We start from the raw sequence: 23123 nt of genomic DNA on the forward strand, positions 1-23123 counted from the left end.
CACTGGGAGTTATGCTTGTCAACCATAAAATTCAAATTTTTTTGGATTTTTCGAAATTTCATCCCAAAGCCCCAATTCAACTCCCAGGACAGGACGCCCCGCGTCCGCTTCTGTCCTCTGCAAGGGTCTTATTCTTTTTCTTACCGGCTGGAAGTGTCAGCCAGAGGGAGAGGATATCGGTTCGGGCTGTTGCGGAGGAGGGGTGATACAACTTAGGTTGCGGGAGAGGGCGTTATTGCGGCAGGGTCAGCTGTCTGAGCCGCAGGCGAGTTCTGGCCCTGCCGCAATGCTTTTAGCCATCTCACGGAATCTTAGTTGTATCCCCCGACGGAGTCCCTGCTCGGGCCGATATCCTCTCCCTCTGGCGTACCTCTTTCTCTCCACCTTCCGGAGCTTTAATTATATCCCCCAACAAAGTCCCTACCCAGCTCGATGCATTCTCCGCATACGCCACACTTCACTCACCACCGTAAGCACCCTTGCACCAATAACAACCACCATAATACGAATCACACAATACAACAAAGCTCCCTTTTTTGACGGAAGCCCAAATACACACAACACCATCCTTTTAATAACCGAAAGCCCAATCACATCCAAAGCATGAATTGCATAAATATACAACGAAAATCTTCCACACCAACTCAAAAATCTGCTGATCTTTGCACCTTTCACATAAATAAATTGCGATAACTTTACTACAAAATATGTACCACAAACAGGAGCCGCCAAAGAAATGATTCCACCATAGGAAGCCTGATGTACCCCAACACACCCCACTTTAATATCAAGCAGCCATACAAACAAACCAATCAAAATACTTCCCACCGGTAATTTTTTCAGATCTTTTTCGAATATTTTCTTCTCTTTCATCACACATCCCGAATGATAAAAGAACATTCCATACACACCCGCCTGTATTCCCAACGGCAGCCAAAAATAATCCCTCAACTGTGAAGCCATCATTGCAAGACAGATTATCAGCAACCACATTGAAACTTCATATTCTTCAGATATCTTTTTTACACATAGATACAATATCTGGCACATGAATAACGACATCAGAAACCAGGTCATACCAATCTGACTTACAGGTTTTCCATCAATTCCCTTCTGCATATCTCTTCCGGCAGCATAAAAAAGTGAACGCCAGAATTCTGTTTTTAAAAACAGCTCAGGGCTCATTATCATCGTACGGATAAAATTAATAACTACGTACGGTACCACTAATTGTTTAATCTTTTTTACTATTACAGAACTGATTTTTACATCCGTACTTTTTAAACACCATCCTGATAAAATGAAAAACAGTGGCATATGAAAAGAATAAATAAATACCATAAGTCTTTTATCCGCAGGATAGGCATTTTTCCATGTATGTCCTATAATAACACACAAAATTGCAATTCCCTTCGCAATATCTATAAACTCTTCTCTCTTTTTCTTTTCCATTACTTCACAACTCCCTAACCCAGCTCTAAAAAGTCTTCTAATTTCCTCCTGAAATCTCTCTCAACAACTCAATATCGCTGGGTAATACTTTAATATTCGTAGTCAATTTTTCCCCCTCAGGGCTGATATAAGTTACTTCAAGAATACTTCCTTCCCGGATTCCCCTCTTGGATACCGCATTACAAAAAGCAGGAAATTTCGGGTGATTCTGTTTAAAAGTATTCCAAGCATTCATAATCTTCATCATGTTTCCAAAATTACCAATTCCCATATCTTTCATCCTCGTTCTATACAACAGTAGCTGCCATGCTATCATCACCAAGCACAGCAGCCACTATTATTAATCTTAGTCTATTATTTTATAAAAATCATCTGTTATCTGCGCTTATCTACCATTGGAAATACTGTAAAATTATCTACTTTTTTCTCAGAAAATACTGCATTACGCAACCATTCTCTTGACTTTTCAACCTGTGCATCAATCAATTGTTCCGTTTTTACATAATCAATTGGTTCCTCAACCATAGGATGACCAATAATTGTTGTAGCATCTTCTGTAAGACGATCTAAAAGCCCAAATCCGCCAAGAAGTGACGCAAATCTAAGGCTTCCTCGTTTTTTATTAGATATCGCACTAAAATTCTTCTGAAAGATAATCGCAAAACAAGTACCATGGAATGAATCCGTCACAACATAATCACTGTGATCAAAGCAATACAGCCATTCCGGCAAATCTACTTCATTAAGAATTTCTATCGGCACCCCCGCAGGAATTCTCATATTCTGCCTGTTTCGTTCTCGCTGTCCTGGTGCCTCATCAAGAATAACTTTTACTTTTTTGTTCATTCTCTTAGATACATTGAGAAGTGCTTCTGTTTTTTCTTTTGTTGGGTCCAAAATATATGCCAAAATATATGGTCCCTCAGCACATTCCGGTCTAACGTTTTCTATCTCTGCATATTGATTCTTCTTGCAGAAGAATACCGGGTCTGTTACCCATGTGGCATCAACACCAAACACATTCTTACACATCTCAATCGCAAATTCTTCTCGTACAGAAACAGCATCAAATCTCTGAAGATAATATGCCGAAAGTTCTCTGTATGGCTCCGGACCTCTATACTCACTTTTACCAAAAGAAGTACCGTAAGCTATTTTTTTCTTATTATCATCTGCAAAATTCAGGAAATAATATTGTCCATAAATTCTGCTGAGTCCATAATTCCATAACTGATCCGATCCAACAATAAATCCATCACAAAGATCATTAAATTTTTTAAGCTTATGCATAGGATAAATTGGACTGATATTATAATGTTCTCTTGCAAATCTTCGTGGATCGGTTTTTGTCATGGTATCGCCTTCACGGGATAATGGATTATTTATCATAAGAACAGACAGTCCCATGGAAGTTAATTCATGATGCAATGCATAATAAGTGACCATACTTCCATAGTTACGTCCATACCACAGACCAATAATACCAATATCATATTTTCCCCGCAGACTATACTCTGTGGCTCTCTTGAATGAAGATGTTTCTAACAGCTGGAAAAAGCGTTTTCTGGATGGATGAGCACCATTCGGCTTATTGATCTCACCTTCACGTCTGCTCTTATCTAACAATTTAGAAAGCTCAATATTCTGTACCATTTTCATTCGAGTTTTTACAACTTCGAAAAGTTTTTTTCCTTTTTCCGAATTAACAAGTACAGCCGATGTTCCAATTCCATCCGAATATTCCCGTTTTATATCGCCTGCTTCCCAAAAATCCCCTAAAGAAATATCTGCCTGTCGTGGTATAGCCAAAAATCTACAGGAGCTACATGCAGGTCGTCTGCTCAATCCGATAAACATTGCTCTCAGATATGCATTTGTTGATGATCTCTCAAAAAAGCTTGTTCCATCTTTAAAATAAACACTGATCGTGTTGGCCCATCCAAATGCCCCTCTGTTTCTGAACTTTACTGATTCAACTTCTTTATCCGGAAAAGAATCTTTTAAGTATCTTTCAAACATTTCCTGTGATGGAAGCCCATGGCAAAAAATATCTACAGTAATAAGATTCTCATATTCCTGACCTAAAAACGCATATAACGCAGCAACATCACAAGGCACTCCGGAAAACAGAACCGTTTTTCCTTTTTTTAAAAGTTTTTCAATTTCTGGACAAACAGCCCTAATATCACTTTTAACATATTTTATATTATGAATCTGATCAAGATCTTCCTTTTTACGGATCAGGACATGTTCTACGGATGTTCCGTTTTTATATGCCGCTCCACAGACATACCCTCCGGATTCCAATATAATATTAGAAAGAAGTGTAAAGCATCCGCCAGCTGATCCCTTTCTGCGAATCTCATCCTCAGCCATCATAACATAGCTTTCCGGCTCCTTACTATTTTCATATTTCACCTGAACGGCCGGGCAATGCTTTAAACATTTTCCACATTTCACACATTTATCTGTATCAATCTGAGGATATACATACCCTTCCGCATCCGTTTCCATCTGTATTGCATTTTGTGGACAAATTTCTGCACAGACTCCACATCCACAACAATCCTGTTCAAAAATTGCGGCAACCGTTATATCATCTGCTTTTTTCAGTTTTGCAGGTACAAATTCTGGGACTTTTTTCTTTGTATCCACAGACTCTGTTTTTCTTTTTCCATATTTTTTTACGATTTTCTTTGCTTTCACCTGAGTTTCCGGTGACATTTTGTCATATATTTTTCGTAAAAATTCCTGATTCACTACGAATCCTCCTTAATTACACATTCTTTTCTTCTTTTTGTGTAACATAGTTTTTCGCCATTTTTTTAGCTTTTTTCTGCATGCCAATTGGAAGACGATATAAAAGTCCCCGCCAAAATGTAGGTTTTACCTGCTCAATCTCTTCTTTAGTTACAACTAATTCCTTTTCTTGATCAGCTTCCACCCTGACAGGATAAGCCTGATATGTTTTTACAACTTTTTCAGAAAACATTGCATGTTCCAGCCATTTTCTGGAGCGTTCTCTCTCTGATTCTAAAATCTCATTCACAGATGCATAATCAATATCTTTTAATAATGTTCCATTATTTATAATATTTTTGGAATTTTTCACAAGTCTATCTTCTAAATGGAACAATTTCACCAGAGATTCTGATCTAACCATACCCCTGGCTTCATTTCCAATACCTGCAAACGGTTTTTCGTATAAAATAGCAAAGCTCATACCATGACAGGAATCCGTTACAACATAACTGCTATTTTTAAAATAAGCGACCCAATCCGGGAAAGTTACATTTTCGAGGACTTTCTCATCACCCATTTTTTCTTTGTTTTTCTTGAAAGTTCCTGTTTCGCCATCCAGAATAAATACCGCTTTCAATCCTTTTTTCTCTGCCAGATGTTTAACAGCCTCACGTTTCTCAGGTGTTGGATCAAGAATGTATGCTAACAGATACGGCTCTTTTTCTGAACGCTGTGATTCTTTTGCAACATCATCATATACTTTTCGATCTGTTGAAAATACAGGATCCAATACCCTGGTGGAATTCACGCCAAAAACATTATCAAGGATATCAACTGCTGATTCTTCCCGTACAGAAATCGCATCAAACTTTTTCAGAAGATCACTTGTTATAATTCTCTCCCGATCTGATCTGTAATCTCTTTTATGTCCGAAAGAACATGCAACTGCAACTTTTTTCTTTTCAGGTCTTGCAAAGTTCAACAGGAAACTCCGTCCAAAATTCCGGGCTACTCCAAAGTTCCATACCTGATCAGATCCTACAACAAACGCATCACAAACCTGATTTAAAAGTCCCATTTCAGAAAGTTTATATTTCCGGCTTACATGGCAGTGTTCTCTTGCAAAAACGCGGCTGTTTCTCTTTGCCACAACATCTGCCGGGGTTTTTCCTAAACCTTCATTATCGATCAGGAGCACTGCAAGGCCCAAGCTTTCCAACTGTTTGTACAAACCATAATAAGTCGCAATACTTCCATAGTTATTGCCAAACCATACGCCGACAATACCCACGTCGTAACGGCCTTTCATACAATAATCTACCGCTTTATGAACACTTGTATAATTTATCATTTCAAAAAAGCGGCCTCTCTGTGGTGGAACCTTCATTTTCTGAGCACCAAATCGATTTCTCTTCAATGCATCCAACGGAACTTTTTCGATAAATTTAACATTATCTTTGATTCCATTGAATAATTCTCTGCCCTTTTCATTATTGATTAAAATCATGGATGTTCCGACATCGTCATTAAGTGATTCTTTATATGCCGAAATTCCCCATGCATCACCGATCGTAATATCTGCCTGTTTAGGAATTGCCGCAAATTTACAATCCTCACAGGATTGACGGAGAAACAGACTCTTGAAAGATCCAATTTCAAATGGATCAAGCACACCGGATCCCATATATGTTCGTCCGTCTTTCAGGATAACCTCACAGGTGGTTCCGCTCCAACCATAGCGTTTTGAACGGAAATAAAATTTGTCTATATTTTCACGTCCATTAAAAGTTTCATCTAAATACTGCTCAAAAACTTTTGGAGATGTCGGTCCATGGCACATAAGATCTGCAGTAAACAGACCTTTTGTATTTTCACCGAGAAAAGCTTTTAAACCGGCAACCTGACACGGCGTTCCTGTGAACAATACCGTTCTTCCCTCATCCAGCAATTTTTTTACTTTTGGATAAGCCTCGCCCAATTCGCTCTCTACATATTTAGATCTACGCATAGGTTCCAGCTCTGTTTCATTTTCTGCAAAAGTGTGATAAACATGAAATTTTTCATCCATCACAACTCCGCAGACAACTCCTCCTTTGGAGAAAATGTATTTTGCCAGAAGTGTAAATGCCCCACCTGAACTGCTGTCTAGGCGGATCTTATCATCCGCCCATATTACATAAGATTCTGGTGATGCGATATTGCTTCTGTCTTTATCATGTAAGCCTGGACATATTCTTCGGCATTTTCCACATCCTGTACATTTTTCTTCATCCACTACAGGATAACGAAATCCCTCATGATCATTCTGCATGCTAATTGCCCCGAAAGGACAGGTAAACTGGCAAGCTGTACAGCCATAGCATTCGTCTTTTTTTAAATCCCCTATATGTTTTACACTCATTTATCTATCTCCAAATATTTTCTCCAGAAACTTTCTGAAGTAAATTCTTTTCTGTGATCTCTGTACTCTTTCTCCAAACGTTCATGAATCCTAGCATAACGGTTGAAAAGCTTTCTTTCCCTGCTGAACAGCTCAAAAAATCTCTTCTTATCCATTTCTCTGTATGCACCCTGCTTCAGATATGGGTTCACTGCAAGAAGTTTCCTTCTGAAAAAATATCTGTGCGGTGAATAATACCAGTCATAAGCCACTGGAACAACTGACTTTTTCAGCCATTTTGTTGGCCAAAAATGCCCATTGTAAGTAATCCTGTACAGAAATGTCTCCAGTGATTTACGTGGAAGATCCTGTGCATAAACACTAAGTACCTTTGTTGGTGCTTCCGGAAACTTAGAAAGTGGTTCCATCTTCTCATTTTTCTGAGATTTCTCTTTCAGAAGTTTCTCACCCTGATTCTTCATGAAGAATTTATATCCCTTCATGTAATCCTCAACCGCATCAAGAAGGAGCTCCGCCCCATCATAGTTAAAGCGAAGAAGGTTTACACGAATCAGTTTACGGATACGGGTCATAATATCCACATTCTGGCATACTCCACTGGCTGCCTGAAGCATCAGTGTATTTCTGTGCACCTGATAAAATTCCATTGCTCCGTTAAATTTGTTTGTAAAGCCCATATGCCAGATACAAATACCACTGAGTGTAATGAATTTTGCTTTATTACGCAGGCTGTATTCTACATCATCACCACGTACAAATACTGGCAACGGTAAATTATCTTTACGTACAAATTCTGCAGGGATACAGCAATACCACCATCCTGCATAAGCATTCTTCGGCTGATGGAACATTTCCTCACAACGAAGGATATCTTCCATCTTTCTTGTGTCTACACGGTCTTTAATCGGTCCATAAGTTCCCTCATGATCCATAAATCCAACATCCTCATACAGGTAATTCATCTCTTCATAGAAAAGCATTGCTCCACTGATAAAGTGATGCTCATACTCGGGACGAACAATCTTCAGAAGATTATAGGTACGGATCAGACTCTCCGGAAGGATCATAACGTCGTCATCCATGAGGAGAACGTGTGTCGGCTTCTCCTTATGGTCCATTGCCTCCAGCATACCTCGTGTAAAACCACCAGCCCCGCCTACATTCAGATTGGGATGTACCATTACATGTTCTGTTTCCAGCTCTTCTACCGGAAGTGTGCGTCCATTATCCACTACATGAATCCAAAGATTCTTCGCCAGGCTATCGTTACCTGCAAGTACGGTATCCTTCAGAAGCTGAATATTAGGAAGGATATAATCCTCTTTCTTAAATGTAGTAGTGCAAAGATGAAGAGATACATGACGTACCTGTTCCTCATCGATTTCTGTATCATACTCTCCACCATAAACCACACATATTCCATGTGTATGGATCTCAAAACCAGCAAGCATCAGATTATTTTCCGGATATTCCAGACTAATCTCCTGCGGCTCTGCGGCAGAAACTTTTGCTCTGTGCAAAACTTTTCGGATATACTGCGTATCTTTTTTCTCATAGCCTGTAAGGATAATCTCCATTTCACCTTTTACACGCAGTTTCAGTATTAATTTTGACGCATAAGTATAAGTTTTCCATTTCAGAAGTGAAATAGAGTTAAAATATGTGCAGAAATCAATTACCTGGCCTGCACCTAAAACAATTGTTTTCTTTTCTCTGTCATATACCGGACGGCTGCTTTTGAAGAACATTTCCCAGTATGCTTCCAGTCTGTCATTGTCGCAGAACAGGATATTCTGCAGTTTGTAATTCTTACTCATTCTTATCAATCTCCAAATAATTATTCCAGAATTCTTCTGTTATCAGTTTCTTCCAGTTCTTGCGATAGCTTTCCCTGGCTCTTTCAAAGTACCTGTCTGTTTTCCTCAATGCCAGTAACAAATATATGCTCAGACGTATTGTTTCCGCAAGATTTTTGTCTGCTTTCAGGCAAAGTCCCGCAGAATCTTCATAAACTACACGTTTTTTTCTGGCTGCAGTATAAACACTGACATCCGGAGTTGTGTAGAATACATTCTTTTCTTTTTTATCCAGTCTTTCCAGTTTTGGAAGACGTTTGACAACATTCTGCTGAATCTCTACGCCATCTGTGTCTTCCAGCCATTTTTCACCTTTCAGAAAATCCAGCATCGCACAGATATTCAGATAAATATAGGAATATCTTCCTCTCAGTAGATTTCCTGCTGCCCATTTCATCAGAAAGGCTTTCCACTGACGTTTGGTCCAGTCCTCATAATGAATAGCATTTAAGATCGCCATATTTCGGATATCATAATATTCTCCCATCTGCGGAAGTTTTTTGATTACGACCTCATGCCAGACTCCGATTCCATTCAAAGTCATCAGGCTGCCCATACGAATTCCATATTCAATATCATCTCTGTGAATAAACACAGGAAGTGGAAGTCCTTTTTCACGGATTGACGGTACCGGTATACAGCAATACCACCATCCACCGTAATCCCAGTTCTCGATCTTTGCATTTTCGAGAAGAGTTTCCGGTTTCCGAAGATCCAGATTCTGTCTGCCGCCCTGAATTTTTCCACGGTTCCATAATGCTCCGCATTCAAACTGATTCCATGGAACATCCCTTTCTATGAGTGAACCTCCAAGAGGTGCCTTCTGCCATTTTTTCTTTACAACAGATAAAAATAATTCTGTTTTTTTAAGCACATCCGGATTCAGGACAATATCATCATCCATCAGGATTACATGAGTAAACTCCGGAATCTTCAGCGCCTCGATCATACCTCTTGTAAATCCACCTGCGCCTCCACAGTTCCGGTTCAAAACAAGATGTACCCAGTCCGGAATCATTTCCTCTGTCAGTGTATTTCCATTATCTATAAGAAAAACTTTCGGACGATATTCCTGCTCCATTCTGGAAATCCTCTCAAGATTTCCGATTACCTCTTTTTCACGGCGACAGGTACAGATCACTACTGCAATCTGAACATCCTGCTGTACTTCCACTTCAGAGCCAAAAACAATATTCCGGAGATAACATCCTTGCTCCAGTCCTTCCACTCGAATCCAGACGGCCGAAAATTTTTCCGGATCAGGCATTTCAAAAGAAGCCGTATCTCCCTCGGTGATACATTTTCGTTCCTCGTATACAGCACTTTTTTTTCCATCTGTATAACAGAGCGCTACTTTGCAATTTCCGGAAACCGTAACCTCCACATGAAGCCCGTTCAGTTCGGTATACTCTGACCACTGTCCCGGATAAAAACCATTAAAATATGTAAACAGTTCTGCTTTTTCGTTCTCCGGTATGTATAATGATTTTTTTTCTTCATTGATTACATGTACGCCTTCTGTTCCCTGATAATAAAGTCCATGATTTTCTTCTGTACTGTCAGGAAGCATCATTGTCTGTACTGTTTTATACTTCATTTAGTTTCTCCCTAAGCCTCATAATAAAGTGTCCTGGATAGTATAACAGATATCCGCTTTTTCTGATAGCCCATACAAATTTATTTTCTACCGCATTATAAATATCGGGATAACTCTCATGAATTTTTCCATCCATTTTCCGCAGTCTGCGGCACATTTTTACAGAGCACGGAAAACTCAAATAGATCTTAAAATGGCTGCTTAAAACATTGGAAATTCCATTTTCAAGATATACCAGGTATTCTCTGTCGGCCCCTTTTGTTCTCTGTTTCCGGTAATATTTCAGAAGGCTTTTCAGAACCCTCTCATGATTTCTGTGATTCTTTCGCATTTTTTCCAGTGTCATGCTCTGACCCTGGCGCCCCAGTCTGTACATGTATACAAATTCATCCAGAAATACAATACTTTTGACTTCCGGAATCGGATACATTACAAATTCCACATCTACATAATAGCAGTTTTCATCAATTCTCATTCCTGTTTTTCGAACCAGATCTGTTCGAATTGTCATGGAATGCATCTTTACAAATGTTTTTTCCGCAACTTCATGAAAATCATATTTCCTGCCATATTCCACACCCGGAAACGGATGTCTGTTCTGAATACTCATTTTCCCGGATTGCTCATAAACCCAGAAAAAATTGCTCCAGACAATATCTGTGTGAAATTTTTCCAGGCCTTCCACAAGCCTGATAAAAGCTTTTTTATTTACCCAGTCATCACTGTCCAGTACCTTTACATATTCTCCGGCAGCATGGTCCATTCCTGTATTGATCGCCGATCCATGTCCGCCATTTGGCTTACTGATCACACGGACAGAATCCGGATGTGCTGCCACATACTCCATTGCAATCTCTTCAGACCGGTCCGTCGATCCGTCCAGAACCACCAGTATTTCTATTTTATCCAGAATCTCTCTGATCATCAGCGATTCCAGGCACTGACGGATGTACTTTTCCATATTGTACACTGGAATGATAACTGACAAAACCTTTTGCATATTTGTTTACCTCATTATATATGAAATCGCATCACGAATCCCGGCCACATATATCAGCCGGATTCCTTTCATGCTCTCTGTTGCTGCCCGGTTCACTTCCGGCAGGATTACCGTTTCAAATCCCAGTTTTTTTGCTTCCTGCACCCTTTGTCCAGCCATGCTGACAGCCCGGACTTCGCCACTTAGGCCAATCTCTCCAAAAACCATAACAGAATCCGGAATAACAATATCTTTGGCACTGGAAATAATTGCCAGGCAGATTGCTAAGTCAATGGCCGGTTCCGTCATCTTCATTCCTCCGGCAATATTTACATAAGCATCAGAAGATGCAAGATGAACTCCTGCTTTTTTCTCCAATACTGCCATAAGAAGATTTACACGATTAAAATCGGTACCAACTGCCGTTCTCCTGGGAATCCCAAAATTACTCTGGCACACCAGTGCCTGAATCTCCACCAGAATCGGTCTGGTTCCTTCCATAGAGCAGGCTACTACGGAACCGGATGCATTCTCCGGTCTTCCATTCAGCAGAAACTCGGAAGGATTTTTCACTTCCTCCAGCCCTGTATTCTGCATCTCAAAAACTCCGATCTCATTGGTCGATCCAAAGCGGTTTTTTACCGCTCGCAGAATTCGATAGGAAGCATGCCTGTCTCCTTCGAAATAAAGCACGGTATCTACCATATGTTCCAGCACACGGGGGCCGGCCACATTACCTTCTTTTGTCACATGGCCAACAATAAAAATAGATACACCCATGCCTTTTGCAATCTGCATCAGAACATTGGTCGATTCTCTTACCTGTGAAACACTTCCCGGTGCAGAAGTAATATCTTCATGGAACATTGTCTGAATAGAGTCCACGACTACCACATCCGGCTTCGTCCGCTCTATGATTTCACGGATATTTTCAAGATTGGTTTCACATAACAGTTTCAGTTTATCATTAAAATTCCCCAGTCTGTCCGCCCTTAATTTAATCTGCCGCAGAGATTCCTCACCGGAAATATATAATACGGATACTCCCTGGGAAGAAAGATTTCTGCAGACCTGAAGAAGCAGGGTAGATTTACCGATTCCGGGATCTCCACCCACCAAAACAAGGGAGCCAGGAACAATTCCGCCTCCCAGTACCCTGTCCAATTCACCGATTCCACAGCTCTGACGTTCATCTGCCGAAAGGCTGATATCTTTTAAAATTACAGGTTCTGTCTTCTTCTGCAATACTTTTACGCCGGAGGAAGCGGTTTTTTTAGAAGAAACCGTTTCCTCCACAAATGTATTCCATGCCTTACATGCAGGACATTGCCCCATCCATTTGGCCGATTCATACCCGCATTCCTGGCAGAAATATACTGTTTTTTTATTTTTTAGCATTTTACGATTTTTACTTCTGCTTTGGTGTTCGCATCCAGTTCAACACTGAAAGAAAGCTTGCCACCCAGGTTTGTAGTCATGGTGCCTGTGCTCGCTCCATCGATAAATACCTGATATTCTGTCTCAGCTTCAAGTTCTACTGTGATCTGAGAGTCCTCAAAGCCCTGTACCTCAAAGCTCATTGTAGTTCCATCCTGCTGAAGATGAAATACACTTGTTCCCGGAACAGACTCATATACGAACATTCCATTGCGCTCAAGCTTGGTAATCTCCTTATATGTTTTTACTTTATACATATCTCCCTGATACTGATAATCCGACAGTTTGGATTTCTGGTTTAATTCGTAATCTCCAAAACTGATAGTACCGTTATCTTCTGTACGGATCAATTCCTGTACCACTGCCATGATCTTATGTCCTCCTGAAATTCTTTTGTTGTATCTTTAAGATGATGTTAATTATAGCTTATTTTTTTTCTTTTTGCCATAGAAAGTGACAAAATTCTTATACTTTTCAAAAACTCCGGTTTCATTCCCCGGAAACTGTAATAGAAAAGCAGATTTTTTTATCTTTTGCTTTTACCTGTACCGTATCTCCTGCTTTGATCTTTCCTGCCAGAATTTCCGTTGCCATTTCATCTTCGATTTTTGTCTGGATTGCACGACGCAGTGGTCTTGCACCATACTTACTGTCAAAACCTTCATCTGCAATGAGATCTTTTGCCGCTCCTGTAATTTTCAGAGTGATATTCAGCTGTTCCTGGCATCGTTTTTCCAGATTCTTGAGCAGGATCGTAACAATTTTGCGGATATTCTCTTTATTGAGAGAATGAAATACCATAATCTCATCAATTCGATTCAGAAATTCCGGTTTAAACATCCTTCGAACTTCTTCCATAACTCCGTTTTTCATTCGGTCGTAATTCTGTTTTTCTGTGTCGCCGGACATAAAGCCAAGATGCTTCGGTTCCATAATCACCTGTGCACCGGCATTGGAAGTCATAATAATAATCGTCTGTTTGAAATCCACTTTCCTGCCATGAGCATCTGTGATATGGCCATCATCCAGCACCTGTAAAAGAATATTAAACACATCCGGATGCGCTTTTTCGATTTCATCAAAAAGAATTACACTGTACGGATTTCTTCTCACTTTTTCACTGAGCTGTCCGCCTTCTTCATATCCTACATATCCCGGAGGAGATCCGATCAATTTGGATACGCTGTGTTTTTCCATATATTCAGACATATCTACACGAATCATTGCCTGCTCACTTCCAAATACAGCTTCTGCCAGTGCTTTGGAAAGTTCCGTTTTTCCAACTCCGGTAGGTCCCAGAAATAGGAAAGAACCGATTGGTCTTGCCGGATCTTTTAAGCCTACCCTACCTCTTTTTACTGCACGGGCAACTGCAGAAACCGCCTCATCCTGGCCGATTACACGTTTTTTTAGAACTTTTTCCAGATTTGCCAGACGTCTGGATTCTCCTTCTGTCAGCCTCTGTACCGGAATTTTAGTCCAGTCGGATACAATATCCGCAACTGCTGCCTCTCCAACAGTGAGAGCTTTCCGTCTGTTTCGGCGATCTGCTTTTCTGCGGAGTTTTTCAAGTTCTGCTTCCGCTTCGTTCTGTCTGGCCTGCGCTTCTTTCGCATGTTCCAGATCTGCATTTACAACCGCCTGTTCTTTTTCTTTCAGAATATCGTGAATTTCCCGCTCCAGCGCCTCTGCCTCCGGCGACGGATGATATCCAGCTAGCTGCACTTTGGAAGCAGCTTCGTCAATGATATCAATGGCTTTGTCCGGAAGGAAACGGTCATTAATATAACGGACAGACATTTTTACCGCCGCTTCAAGTGCCTCATCCAGAATCTCTACCCCGTGATGTTTCTCATAGTATGGACGCAGGCCTTTCAGAATTTCAATTGCTTCTTCCTCCGTAGGCTCTTCTACTGTAATAGGCTGAAAACGGCGTTCCAGAGCTGCATCTTTTTCAATATATTTCCGGTATTCCTCCAGAGTCGTCGCCCCAATCAGCTGAATCTCTCCTCTGGAAAGAGAAGGTTTCAGAATGTTAGAGGCATCCAGAGCACCCTCTGCCCCACCGGCGCCGATAATTGTGTGAATCTCATCAATAAAAAGAAGGATTCCCTGCTGTTCCCTTACTTCGTCAATGACATTTCGAATACGTTCTTCAAATTCTCCACGATATTTGCTTCCTGCTACCATTCCGGAAAGATCCAGAACTACCACACGTTTATCTTTTACAGTATCCGGAACCATTCCTGTGACAATCCGCTGTGCAAGCCCCTCTACAATAGCTGTTTTTCCGACTCCGGGTTCTCCTGTCAGGCATGGATTGTTCTTGGTTCTTCTACTTAAAATCTGGATCAGTCTGGCAATCTCCTTATCTCTTCCCACAACCGGATCCAGTTTGCCCTCTTCCGCCATTTCTGTAAGATCCCTGCTGTACTGGTCAAGCGTTGGTGTGGCACTTCCATTTTTTCCTCTGGAAGCCTTTACAGATTGGAATTCTTCCGCAATAGCATCGCTGTCCATTCCCATAGCAGCAAGAACTGCCGCATAAAGTTTCTGGATATTCACTCCCATGGTATACAAAAGTCTTGTACCTACACAGTCTGTTTCTTTTAACATTGCCAGCAGTAGATGCTCGGTGCCTGCCTCCTCAAAATGCATGGCCTCCGCTTCCGCATATGCATTTTCCAGAACCCGTCTTGTTCTGGGACTGAATCCCGGTTTCTGTGCAACTGCCGTATTTCCCGGCGGTGCGATCAGTTCATCAATCAGTGCCAGGGTTTTATCTGCCTGAATACCAAATTCTTCCAGCACTCTTCCAGCAGTTCCCTCTTTTTCTTCCACAAGACCGACCAACAGATGCTCCGTGCCAATATAACTATGTCCGCAGGAGCTGGCTGCCTGTTTTGCCAGAACAAGAACATTCTCCGCCTGTTTTGTATATCGTTCCTGCATGATGTCTCCTCCTATCTGTCTGTGTCATATTCGTCAAAAATCTCATCCACCAGCTGGTGAACTTCTTCCCTTGTTACATTTTTACAACATCCCCATGCCATTGCCACTGTCAGATTCTGTTTCATTTCTTCCAGAGCTCTGACCTTATCCGCATCAATGGAGATCACAGCGCCCTTCCGTCTGTCAATGGTTACAAAACCTTCCTGCCGAAGCAGTGCATATGCCTTGTTTACCGTATGCATATTAATTCCTGCAATACTTGCAAGCTGCCGTACAGAGGGCAGAGCATCCCCCTCATGAAGTCTTGATGTAGCTATCCCCATTATGATCTGATTGGTGATCTGCATATAGATCGCCTCATCACTGTTAAAATCGATTTCTATCACCATAGGGCAATCTCTCCTCTACAACAGCAAAAGGCTGCCCAGTTTCATCCTGGCAGCCTGCTGTAATTTTTTGTTTTTATTTGCTGATCCCTGCAATCTTTTCTACCTGTTCTTTGTTCAGAATCAGATTAAAGCCCAGTGGATTTATCACATAAGCGTTTGCCTGTGGAATCATCAGGCTCGGAAGTTTGTCCATGGTTACTTTTGCAACACGGAGATTTTTACCTCTTCCGAATTTCTCAAACTCCATAACATCTGTGAATACAGGCTGCAGAATCTTGTCCTCTTTGTTTTTCAGATATGGAATATGAAGTTTTCCGTCTTCTTCCTGTTCTGCATTGATAGCAATCAGAAATTCTGCTTTTCGTAAATTCGCGATCAGCTCTTCTTCAAGCTCACGGATATTTTTGTGTTCTTCCTGTTTTACCGGACGGCGAAGTTCCTGCATAAAGTAAATACCGGAAAGCTCAAGAGATGGATTCAGAAGCGGTCTCTTCGCCGGCTCGATTTTACTCATATCTCTCTGCTTTGCGATTTTTCCAATTTCTATTTCAATCTGCTCTTCTCCGTCAATCCAGATTACACTGTTTACTCCGATTGCATACAGCGTTCCATACAGTCTCGGAAAATCTTTCTTCTCATATTTCATGCCCATAAGAAGGATCTTATCCTCCAGGAGCTGTTTTCCATATTCTTTTATTTCTTCTTCTGTGGCAAAAATTCTCGCCTGATCATTAAATGTCTCATCATCACAGGTTACATACGGAAGCTTGGTTGCCTGTGAATATGCAACAAATACTTCTTCCCTGTTTCTGAGTTCATGAATTGCTTCTTCTACACTGATTCCCATTTTTCTGTCCTCTCTGCCTCATCACTTGGATGCGACACTTCAGCAAAGAAATGGCATCCAGCTTTTTATTATTCGTAACTACTCACTGTGTTTCATAGTTGTTACTATTGTACAATGAAATCCCTGTTTTCGTCAAGCTGTGCCTGTGAAAACTGACCAATTCATGCCTCGTCGATCGCTTTTCCAATGTCATGACGCATATATTTGTTTGCAAAACTGATCCACTCAGTAGCAGCATATGCGTTCTTTCTTGCCTCTTTCAGCGTTTTTCCCTTGGCAGTGATACCAAGAACACGGCCTCCGTTTGTAACGATCTGGCCGTCTTTAAATTTGGTTCCAGCATGGAAACAGTAGTATCCATCTTTGTCCTTGAAGTTCTCAAATCCCTGAATCGGAATACCCTTTTCATATTTTACAGGATATCCATCACTTGCAAGAACAACACATACTGCCGCATTGTCTTCGAATTTCAGATCAATCTGATCCAGATTTCCGTCTACACAGGCTTCCATCACTTCAATAATATCATTCTCCATACGCGGAAGAACAACCTGTGCTTCCGGATCACCAAATCTTGCATTATATTCCAGTACCTTCGGGCCATCTGCAGTAAGCATCAGTCCAAAGAAAATAATTCCCTTAAACGGACGTCCCTCAGATGCCATGGCATCTACAGTCTTCTGATAAATATATTTCTTACAGAATTCATCTACTTCCGGAGTATAGAACGGACTTGGGGAAAATGTTCCCATTCCACCGGTATTCAGTCCCTGGTCTCCATCCTTGGCACGTTTGTGATCCTGTGCGGATGTCATGGTGCGAATGGTCTTTCCATCTACAAAAGAAAGCACGGAAACTTCACGACCTGTCATGAATTCTTCAATTACCATGGTATTTCCAGCATTTCCGAATTTTTTATCTTCCATGATCTCTTTTACGCCGGCTTCTGCCTCTGCAAGATCCTGGCAGATCAGAACACCTTTTCCAAGTGCAAGGCCATCTGCTTTCAGAACGATCGGGAATTTTGCTTCGGTTCTTAAATATTCCAGAGCTTTCTCCGGATCATCAAAATTCTCATAAGCTGCAGTAGGGATATCGTATTTCTTCATAAGATCCTTGGAAAAAGCCTTGGAGCCTTCCAGAATGGCTGCGTTTTTGCGCGGTCCGAATACACGAAGTCCCTCTGCCTCAAATACATCTACGATTCCGCCCACAAGAGGATCATCCATTCCCACGATGGTAAGATCGATCTCTTTTTCTTTGGCAAAGGCTGCCAGTTTCTCGAATTCCATTGCTCCGATATCTACGCATTCTGCGTACTCTGCGATTCCTGCATTTCCAGGTGCACAGTAAATCTTGTCAACTTTCGGGCTTTTTGCAACACTCCATGCAATTGCATGCTCTCTTCCGCCGCTTCCTACGATTAATACTTTCATCTGTTTACTCCTTTGTTTCATCTGTTTTGTGATTACTTTAAAGAAACAATTCCATCTGTCACTGTGATCTTGTCATTGGCGATAAGATTGATGGCTTCCGGAAGGATCTTCCATTCTGCTTTCTCCATTACACGTCTCTGAAGCTCCTTGGATGTGTCTCCGTCTTTTACCTTCACCGCTTTCTGAAGGATGATCGGGCCTGTATCTGTACCTGCATCTACGAAATGAACCGTAGCACCGGTTACTTTTACTCCTCTTGCAAGAACTGCATCATGAACCTTCAGTCCATAGAAACCTTTTCCGCAGAAAGACGGGATCAGAGATGGATGGATATTGATGATCTTGTTTGGATATGCCTCCACCATCATCGGAGGAATCGCAACCAGATATCCCGCAAGAACGATCAGGTCTACCCCTCTCTCCTGAAGTTTGGAAAGCAATGCTTTATGGAAAGCCTCCCTGTCCGGATAGTCTTTTGGTGCGATACATATCGCTTCTATGTCATGTTTTCTGGCTCTTTCCAGTGCGTAGGCAGAAGCATTGTTGCTGATCACGATATCCACTTCTGCGTTTGTGATCTCTCCTGCATCAATGGCATCCAGGATTGCCTGAAGATTTGTTCCTCCGCCGGAAACAAGAACGCCGATCTTTAACATAAGGTCACTCCCTTTTCTCCTTCTTCGATGCTTCCTACTACATATGGCTTGTCACCAGTCTTACGGATCGCTTCCATTGTTTTGTCAACATCTGCTGGATCTACTGCCAGGATCATTCCAAGGCCCATATTGTATGTATTGTACATCATATGCTCTTCAATATTTCCTTTTTCTGCAAGAAGTTTGAAGATTGGAAGTACCGGATAGCTGTCTTTCTTGACAACAGCTCTGGTTCCCTCTTTCAGCATACGCGGAATGTTCTCATAGAATCCGCCGCCTGTGATATGGCTGCATGCATGGATCTTCACTCCGGTCTCGCGGATGCTCTTCAGTGCTTTTACATAGATTCTGGTCGGTGCGATCAGTGCCTCTCCCAGAGTTGTTCCAAGTTCATCATAATAAGTATCCAGGGATTCTTTTGTCATGTCGAATACTTTACGTACAAGAGAAAATCCGTTGCTGTGAACACCTGTGGATGCCATACCGATCAGGACATCTCCCGGTTTCAGGGCCTCTCCTGTGAGAAGATCTTTTTTGTCAACGATTCCTACGGCAAATCCGGCAAGGTCATACTCATCCTCCGGCATAAGTCCAGGATGTTCTGCCGTCTCACCGCCGATCAGAGCCGCCTCAGACTGTACGCAGCCTTCTGCAACACCTTTTACGATCTCTGCGATCTTCTCCGGATAGTTTTTGCCGCAGGCAATGTAGTCCAGGAAAAACAGTGGCTCGCCGCCTGCACACGCAATATCATTCACGCACATGGCTACGGCATCGATTCCGATGGTATCATGTTTGTCCATAACCATGGCTACCTTAACCTTGGTTCCGCATCCGTCTGTTCCGGAAACCAGTGTAGGTTCTTCCATATCTTTGAATTTCTCCATGGAAAATGCACCTGAGAATCCACCGATTCCTCCAAGTACCTCCGGTCTCATTGTCTTGGCAATGTGTTTTTTCATCAGCTCTACTGATTTGTATCCTGCCTCAATATCTACGCCTGAAGTCTTGTAATCCATAATGTCCTCCTTATGACAACACTCTTTTATTTTTATGGTAAAAAATTTATAACCGGTTCTTAGTAGTTCTTGTATCCAACTTCCTGAAGTCTTGCGTCTTTCTTCTCAACCTGTTCTTTCAGATCCTGGCTGTACGCTTTCAGTCTGGAAAGAAGCTCTGCATCAGAAGTTGCAAGGATCTTGGCTGCAAGAAGTCCCGCATTGGCACCGCCGTTGATCGCTACTGTGGCAACCGGGATACCGCTTGGCATCTGTACGATAGAGTAAAGGGAATCTCTTCCTCCCAGAGATGTTGTATGCATCGGGATACCGATTACCGGCATTGGAAAGATCGCCGCACACATTCCCGGAAGATGAGCTGCCATTCCTGCGCCTGCGATGATCACTTTGAAGCCTTTTACTTCTGCTGTCTTTGCATACTCGAAAAATACATCTGGTTCTCTGTGTGCGGAAATGATCTTCATTTCATAATCAATTCCCAGTTTCTCCAGGATATCTGCTGCTTTACTCATAACCGGCATATCTGAATCACTACCCATTACAATTCCTACTTTTGCCATTGTGTTCTCCTTTCGTGGTACACTAACTGAATGTTTACCTGTAGTTGTTTGACTATTGTTATGGTTATTCTACGTATATTCTCACTTTCTGTCAATACGATCGGAAAAACTGTAAATTTACTAATTAACTTATATTAATATTTAATGGAAGATTTTCAAAAGGACGGTTTAATTCCTCGGTTCCAGGAAGAACAAACCTTCCATTTTCAATAATGGAGATCATTTCTCCCTCATCATCAATCACACGGATGCTTCCAAGCTCATCATAAGGAATGGTGATATCCGTGTGGCATCCATAATAAGCAAGGCTTACATCATCCTTACGCATCTCGGAAATCTCGTTGTCTCTGGCAATGATCTCTTTTCCGTCCGGATTGTATACCGGTGTATCTTCTGCCCAGCTGTAGCAGGTATCACCCACTGCGAAATGCGGTCCCATTTTCTCTGCGATCAGGATCGGAAGCTTGTCCGCAATTCCGTATTTCAGTGCTGCCACATAAGCTGTGGTGTTTGTACCAATGGCAAATTCACCCATCGGGATCTTCGGATGATGATGGAGGATGTTATCCTCGATATACTTCCTGTTTTCTTCTTCTGTTTTAAAATTGGAGCAGGTATAATCGATCACCTGACCGCAGTCAAATACCAGTTTCAGGTCACGGAACTGCAATCCGTTCAGATATACTTTTTTCACATGAAGGATCCCGCCGGTTCCTGCAAGCTGCGGGGAGGTAAAGACTTCTCCTACCGGAATGTTCACATCTGCCACGCAGTTCTCAAAATTCGTCTGTTTCTTCGGATCTGTCAGCTCATGAAGATGGATCAGAAGATCCGTCTCATTATCTCCACGGCCTTTGACCTCCACCCACTCACAGGTGTCCAGAGTATTGATGATCGTCTGCTGGATCTCCTGATAAAGATGATAATCCAGAGTATTGATCTTTACGATCTCACGGAAAATTTCCTCATAATTTCCACCGATCTCAGGAACCGGATAGGCAATAATGGTAAAACTTCTCTCATCACCTTTAATGTAACGGTTTACGATCTGTCCGGATTCATTGTCAAGCTCTGTCTGCAGCTTCTGCTGTGCCTCACTTAATGCGTAAGCTTCCGGTTTGCTTACCGGAGAGAACGGATTTTCTCCAAACGTGTCAATGCAGGCCGGGCCTCCATGTACCTCTGCCAGTTCTCTGTACTTCTCATAAGAAGTCTGCATGGCACGGAGTTTTCGCTGCACAAAATCTCCGTCCAGGAACAGTGCACTGTCCTGACGATGATCGTAATCGTACTGCGGATTGGCAACGCCACCGGTATAGCCCACACGAACTGCGCCTCTTTTGTTCACTGCATGTGTTGCATGACGGTAGATCACCGGTTTCAGTCCCATTTTTTCAAACTGAAGGATCGCAGCCTTTACCATACGCTCAAATCCAAGGCTGTAACGGATATTTACGGTTTTCTTCTTTGTGATATCTTTTCGTCCGGTGATAAATCCGATCCGATAACCTTCTGTATAAGTAGAAGCCATCTTATCGATCTCTTCCTGGGAAAGGGAATTTAAGAACTCCGCCACTCCTGTCTCATTCTCAGAAACATACTCTCCGTAACGATACAGATATCTCAGATCAGAAAGATCAGAATTCATAATAATCTCTGCTGCAAAATCAAGTTCCGGATCTACGCCCTCCCGGATTCTCTGTTCCATCATATCCTGACAGTAGTCATTCACATAGGAACGAAGGATTCCCTCTATTGTTGCAGCCTCCGGAAGCTCTTCCTCACAAAATGCAGAGTATACTTCCAGAAACAGTTCCATGGATACTGTCATATCCCACAGTCTTTTCTCATGTGCATAAGCCACTGTTCCGGCAAGTTCTGCATACAGGAAACTGAAAGCTTTTCCATAATCTCCCAGCTTATTTACTGCATAAGCCGGATTTCCATAACTGCTTTCATAGTTTTCCGGAAGGATATCCTGATAAAAGCGATGATTTCGCTCCTTCAGCTCCTCCAGGGTAAGTTCCACATTCTCCTCATCCATCACATCTGCTGTCATGGAAAGAAACTGCGCCATCTTTCTGAAAAAATCTCCAAACGGTTCTTTTACCGTCTCTTCTGTTATGACCTCACGGATCCGCTCTTTTGCAAGTCCGTAACGTTCTTTCATGCATTCGTCCAAAACTTCATCTCCCATCTTTTTCATCATCAATCACATGCCCCAGGGCAATATGTTTGTCGATCAGTTCTTTCATATATTCCCAGATCACTTCGGAGCCTTCTCCTGTTTTCTGGTTTCTCTTATAAATCTGACTTTTCTTTACCTGATGTTCTTCCCAGCTTCTTCCGTTGGAAGCATCATTGAGAAACAATGGCTGACAGTTATCCAGCACATGGGCAAATTTCGCCTCTGGAGTTTCGTAGGCCTCAAACTCCTCCCAGAGTGCTTTCAGCCACTGTCCCTGATCTTCCGGCAGCAATCCGTAGATCCGTTCCGCTGCTTTTCGCTCTCTGGCATCCTTGGTGGCTGCCCCTTTCTCATCGTACGCATAGGTATCTCCCGCATCAATCTCCACAAGATCATGTGCCAGTACCATGGGAATTACCTTCGACAGATCCACTTCCTCGTTGGAATATTCCTTCAGAAGCACTGCCATCAGCGCCAGATGCCAGGAATGTTCCGCATCGTTTTCTTTCCTGTTTCCGTCTGCAAGATACGTCTGACGGAAAATATTTTTGACTTTATCTACTTCCAGGATAAAATCAAGCTGTTTTTTTAATCGTTCTTTTTCTTCCATTT

19 protein-coding genes are annotated in these 23123 nt (G+C 42.0%); 1 reads left to right on the forward strand and 18 read right to left on the reverse strand.

Annotation, left to right across the window (positions count from 1 at the left end):
• Window positions 1–206, forward strand: a 206-nt coding sequence (locus GPK88_RS17255; protein WP_215708075.1) for a hypothetical protein, incomplete at its 5' end; no start/stop codon positions are given.
• Between the two features lie 214 nt (window positions 207–420).
• Here the strand turns inward: GPK88_RS17255 and GPK88_RS17260 are convergent.
• The 18 genes from GPK88_RS17260 to GPK88_RS17345 all read right to left on the reverse strand — a co-directional run bounded on the left by GPK88_RS17260 (window position 421) and on the right by GPK88_RS17345 (window position 23121).
• On the reverse strand, window positions 421–1452 hold the full coding sequence (locus tag GPK88_RS17260) for an acyltransferase family protein (RefSeq protein WP_173762139.1): 1032 nt from the start codon (window positions 1450–1452) through the stop codon (window positions 421–423).
• 37 nt (window positions 1453–1489) lie between these two features.
• Window positions 1490–1732: a hypothetical protein gene (locus GPK88_RS17265; protein WP_330626720.1), complete on the reverse strand. Its 243-nt coding sequence runs from the start codon at window positions 1730–1732 to the stop codon at window positions 1490–1492.
• A gap of 95 nt (window positions 1733–1827) precedes the next feature.
• A complete protein-coding gene (locus tag GPK88_RS17270; protein ID WP_274602759.1) occupies window positions 1828–4176 on the reverse strand; it encodes a polysaccharide pyruvyl transferase family protein in 2349 nt (782 codons plus the stop codon).
• 52 nt (window positions 4177–4228) lie between these two features.
• Entirely contained in the window at window positions 4229–6595 is a 2367-nt protein-coding gene (locus GPK88_RS17275; RefSeq protein WP_148447757.1) for a polysaccharide pyruvyl transferase family protein, read from the reverse strand.
• Entirely contained in the window at window positions 6592–8412 is a 1821-nt protein-coding gene (locus tag GPK88_RS17280; RefSeq protein WP_173772325.1) for a glycosyltransferase, read from the reverse strand. The genes GPK88_RS17275 and GPK88_RS17280 overlap by 4 nt, the downstream gene beginning before the upstream one ends.
• Window positions 8405–10048: a glycosyltransferase family protein gene (locus tag GPK88_RS17285; protein ID WP_173772323.1), complete on the reverse strand. Its 1644-nt coding sequence runs from the start codon at window positions 10046–10048 to the stop codon at window positions 8405–8407. The genes GPK88_RS17280 and GPK88_RS17285 overlap by 8 nt, the downstream gene beginning before the upstream one ends.
• A complete protein-coding gene (locus GPK88_RS17290) occupies window positions 10038–11048 on the reverse strand; it encodes a glycosyltransferase family 2 protein (protein ID WP_148447751.1) in 1011 nt (336 codons plus the stop codon). The genes GPK88_RS17285 and GPK88_RS17290 overlap by 11 nt, the downstream gene beginning before the upstream one ends.
• 6 nt (window positions 11049–11054) lie before the next feature.
• A complete protein-coding gene (radA, locus tag GPK88_RS17295) occupies window positions 11055–12425 on the reverse strand; it encodes a DNA repair protein RadA (protein ID WP_173762134.1) in 1371 nt (456 codons plus the stop codon).
• Window positions 12419–12832 carry an endosialidase gene (locus GPK88_RS17300; protein WP_148447747.1) on the reverse strand — a complete coding sequence of 138 codons (414 nt, stop codon included), beginning with the start codon at window positions 12830–12832 and terminating at the stop codon, window positions 12419–12421. The genes radA and GPK88_RS17300 overlap by 7 nt, the downstream gene beginning before the upstream one ends.
• A gap of 121 nt (window positions 12833–12953) precedes the next feature.
• Window positions 12954–15416: an ATP-dependent Clp protease ATP-binding subunit gene (locus GPK88_RS17305; RefSeq protein WP_173762133.1), complete on the reverse strand. Its 2463-nt coding sequence runs from the start codon at window positions 15414–15416 to the stop codon at window positions 12954–12956.
• An 11-nt stretch (window positions 15417–15427) separates the two neighbouring features.
• Entirely contained in the window at window positions 15428–15805 is a 378-nt protein-coding gene (locus GPK88_RS17310) for a GntR family transcriptional regulator (protein WP_021977595.1), read from the reverse strand.
• 73 nt (window positions 15806–15878) lie between these two features.
• Entirely contained in the window at window positions 15879–16652 is a 774-nt protein-coding gene (locus GPK88_RS17315) for an SseB family protein (RefSeq protein ID WP_173762132.1), read from the reverse strand.
• A 161-nt stretch (window positions 16653–16813) separates the two neighbouring features.
• A complete protein-coding gene (gene purD, locus GPK88_RS17320) occupies window positions 16814–18088 on the reverse strand; it encodes a phosphoribosylamine--glycine ligase (RefSeq protein ID WP_173762131.1) in 1275 nt (424 codons plus the stop codon).
• A 32-nt stretch (window positions 18089–18120) separates the two neighbouring features.
• Complete coding sequence (gene purN, locus GPK88_RS17325; RefSeq protein WP_148447739.1) at window positions 18121–18744, reverse strand: phosphoribosylglycinamide formyltransferase; 624 nt, start codon at window positions 18742–18744, stop codon at window positions 18121–18123.
• Window positions 18738–19763: a phosphoribosylformylglycinamidine cyclo-ligase gene (purM, locus tag GPK88_RS17330; protein ID WP_148447737.1), complete on the reverse strand. Its 1026-nt coding sequence runs from the start codon at window positions 19761–19763 to the stop codon at window positions 18738–18740. Before purM ends, purN begins: the two co-directional genes overlap by 7 nt.
• Before the next feature lie 59 nt (window positions 19764–19822).
• Window positions 19823–20323 carry a 5-(carboxyamino)imidazole ribonucleotide mutase gene (purE, locus tag GPK88_RS17335; protein ID WP_215708076.1) on the reverse strand — a complete coding sequence of 167 codons (501 nt, stop codon included), beginning with the start codon at window positions 20321–20323 and terminating at the stop codon, window positions 19823–19825.
• A gap of 124 nt (window positions 20324–20447) precedes the next feature.
• Window positions 20448–22520, reverse strand: a complete 2073-nt coding sequence (locus GPK88_RS17340; protein WP_252197802.1) for an aminopeptidase — start codon at window positions 22518–22520, stop codon at window positions 20448–20450.
• Window positions 22510–23121, reverse strand: a complete 612-nt coding sequence (locus GPK88_RS17345) for an HD domain-containing protein (RefSeq protein WP_148447736.1) — start codon at window positions 23119–23121, stop codon at window positions 22510–22512. Before GPK88_RS17345 ends, GPK88_RS17340 begins: the two co-directional genes overlap by 11 nt.
• Window positions 23122–23123 lie beyond the last annotated feature (2 nt).

The sequence above is a fragment of the Blautia sp. MCC269 genome (assembly GCF_018785655.1).
In the GTDB taxonomy this organism is placed as follows: Bacteria; Bacillota; Clostridia; order Lachnospirales; family Lachnospiraceae; genus Blautia_A.

What these genes read in the sequence shown, in the direction of transcription:
- GPK88_RS17260 (WP_173762139.1), bottom strand. Translation starts at nt 1,452, where the DNA reads ATGGAAAAGAAAAAGAGAGAAGAGTTTATAGATATTGCGAAGGGAATT.
- GPK88_RS17265 (WP_330626720.1), bottom strand. Translation starts at nt 1,732, where the DNA reads ATGAAAGATATGGGAATTGGTAATTTTGGAAACATGATGAAGATTATG.
- GPK88_RS17270 (WP_274602759.1), bottom strand. Translation starts at nt 4,176, where the DNA reads ATGTCACCGGAAACTCAGGTGAAAGCAAAGAAAATCGTAAAAAAATAT.
- GPK88_RS17275 (WP_148447757.1), bottom strand. Translation starts at nt 6,595, where the DNA reads ATGAGTGTAAAACATATAGGGGATTTAAAAAAAGACGAATGCTATGGC.
- GPK88_RS17280 (WP_173772325.1), bottom strand. Translation starts at nt 8,412, where the DNA reads ATGAGTAAGAATTACAAACTGCAGAATATCCTGTTCTGCGACAATGAC.
- GPK88_RS17285 (WP_173772323.1), bottom strand. Translation starts at nt 10,048, where the DNA reads ATGAAGTATAAAACAGTACAGACAATGATGCTTCCTGACAGTACAGAA.
- GPK88_RS17290 (WP_148447751.1), bottom strand. Translation starts at nt 11,048, where the DNA reads ATGCAAAAGGTTTTGTCAGTTATCATTCCAGTGTACAATATGGAAAAG.
- radA (WP_173762134.1), bottom strand. Translation starts at nt 12,425, where the DNA reads ATGCTAAAAAATAAAAAAACAGTATATTTCTGCCAGGAATGCGGGTAT.
- GPK88_RS17300 (WP_148447747.1), bottom strand. Translation starts at nt 12,832, where the DNA reads ATGGCAGTGGTACAGGAATTGATCCGTACAGAAGATAACGGTACTATC.
- GPK88_RS17305 (WP_173762133.1), bottom strand. Translation starts at nt 15,416, where the DNA reads ATGCAGGAACGATATACAAAACAGGCGGAGAATGTTCTTGTTCTGGCA.
- GPK88_RS17310 (WP_021977595.1), bottom strand. Translation starts at nt 15,805, where the DNA reads ATGGTGATAGAAATCGATTTTAACAGTGATGAGGCGATCTATATGCAG.
- GPK88_RS17315 (WP_173762132.1), bottom strand. Translation starts at nt 16,652, where the DNA reads ATGGGAATCAGTGTAGAAGAAGCAATTCATGAACTCAGAAACAGGGAA.
- purD (WP_173762131.1), bottom strand. Translation starts at nt 18,088, where the DNA reads ATGAAAGTATTAATCGTAGGAAGCGGCGGAAGAGAGCATGCAATTGCA.
- purN (WP_148447739.1), bottom strand. Translation starts at nt 18,744, where the DNA reads ATGTTAAAGATCGGCGTTCTTGTTTCCGGCGGAGGAACAAATCTTCAG.
- purM (WP_148447737.1), bottom strand. Translation starts at nt 19,763, where the DNA reads ATGGATTACAAGACTTCAGGCGTAGATATTGAGGCAGGATACAAATCA.
- purE (WP_215708076.1), bottom strand. Translation starts at nt 20,323, where the DNA reads ATGGCAAAAGTAGGAATTGTAATGGGTAGTGATTCAGATATGCCGGTT.
- GPK88_RS17340 (WP_252197802.1), bottom strand. Translation starts at nt 22,520, where the DNA reads ATGGGAGATGAAGTTTTGGACGAATGCATGAAAGAACGTTACGGACTT.
- GPK88_RS17345 (WP_148447736.1), bottom strand. Translation starts at nt 23,121, where the DNA reads ATGGAAGAAAAAGAACGATTAAAAAAACAGCTTGATTTTATCCTGGAA.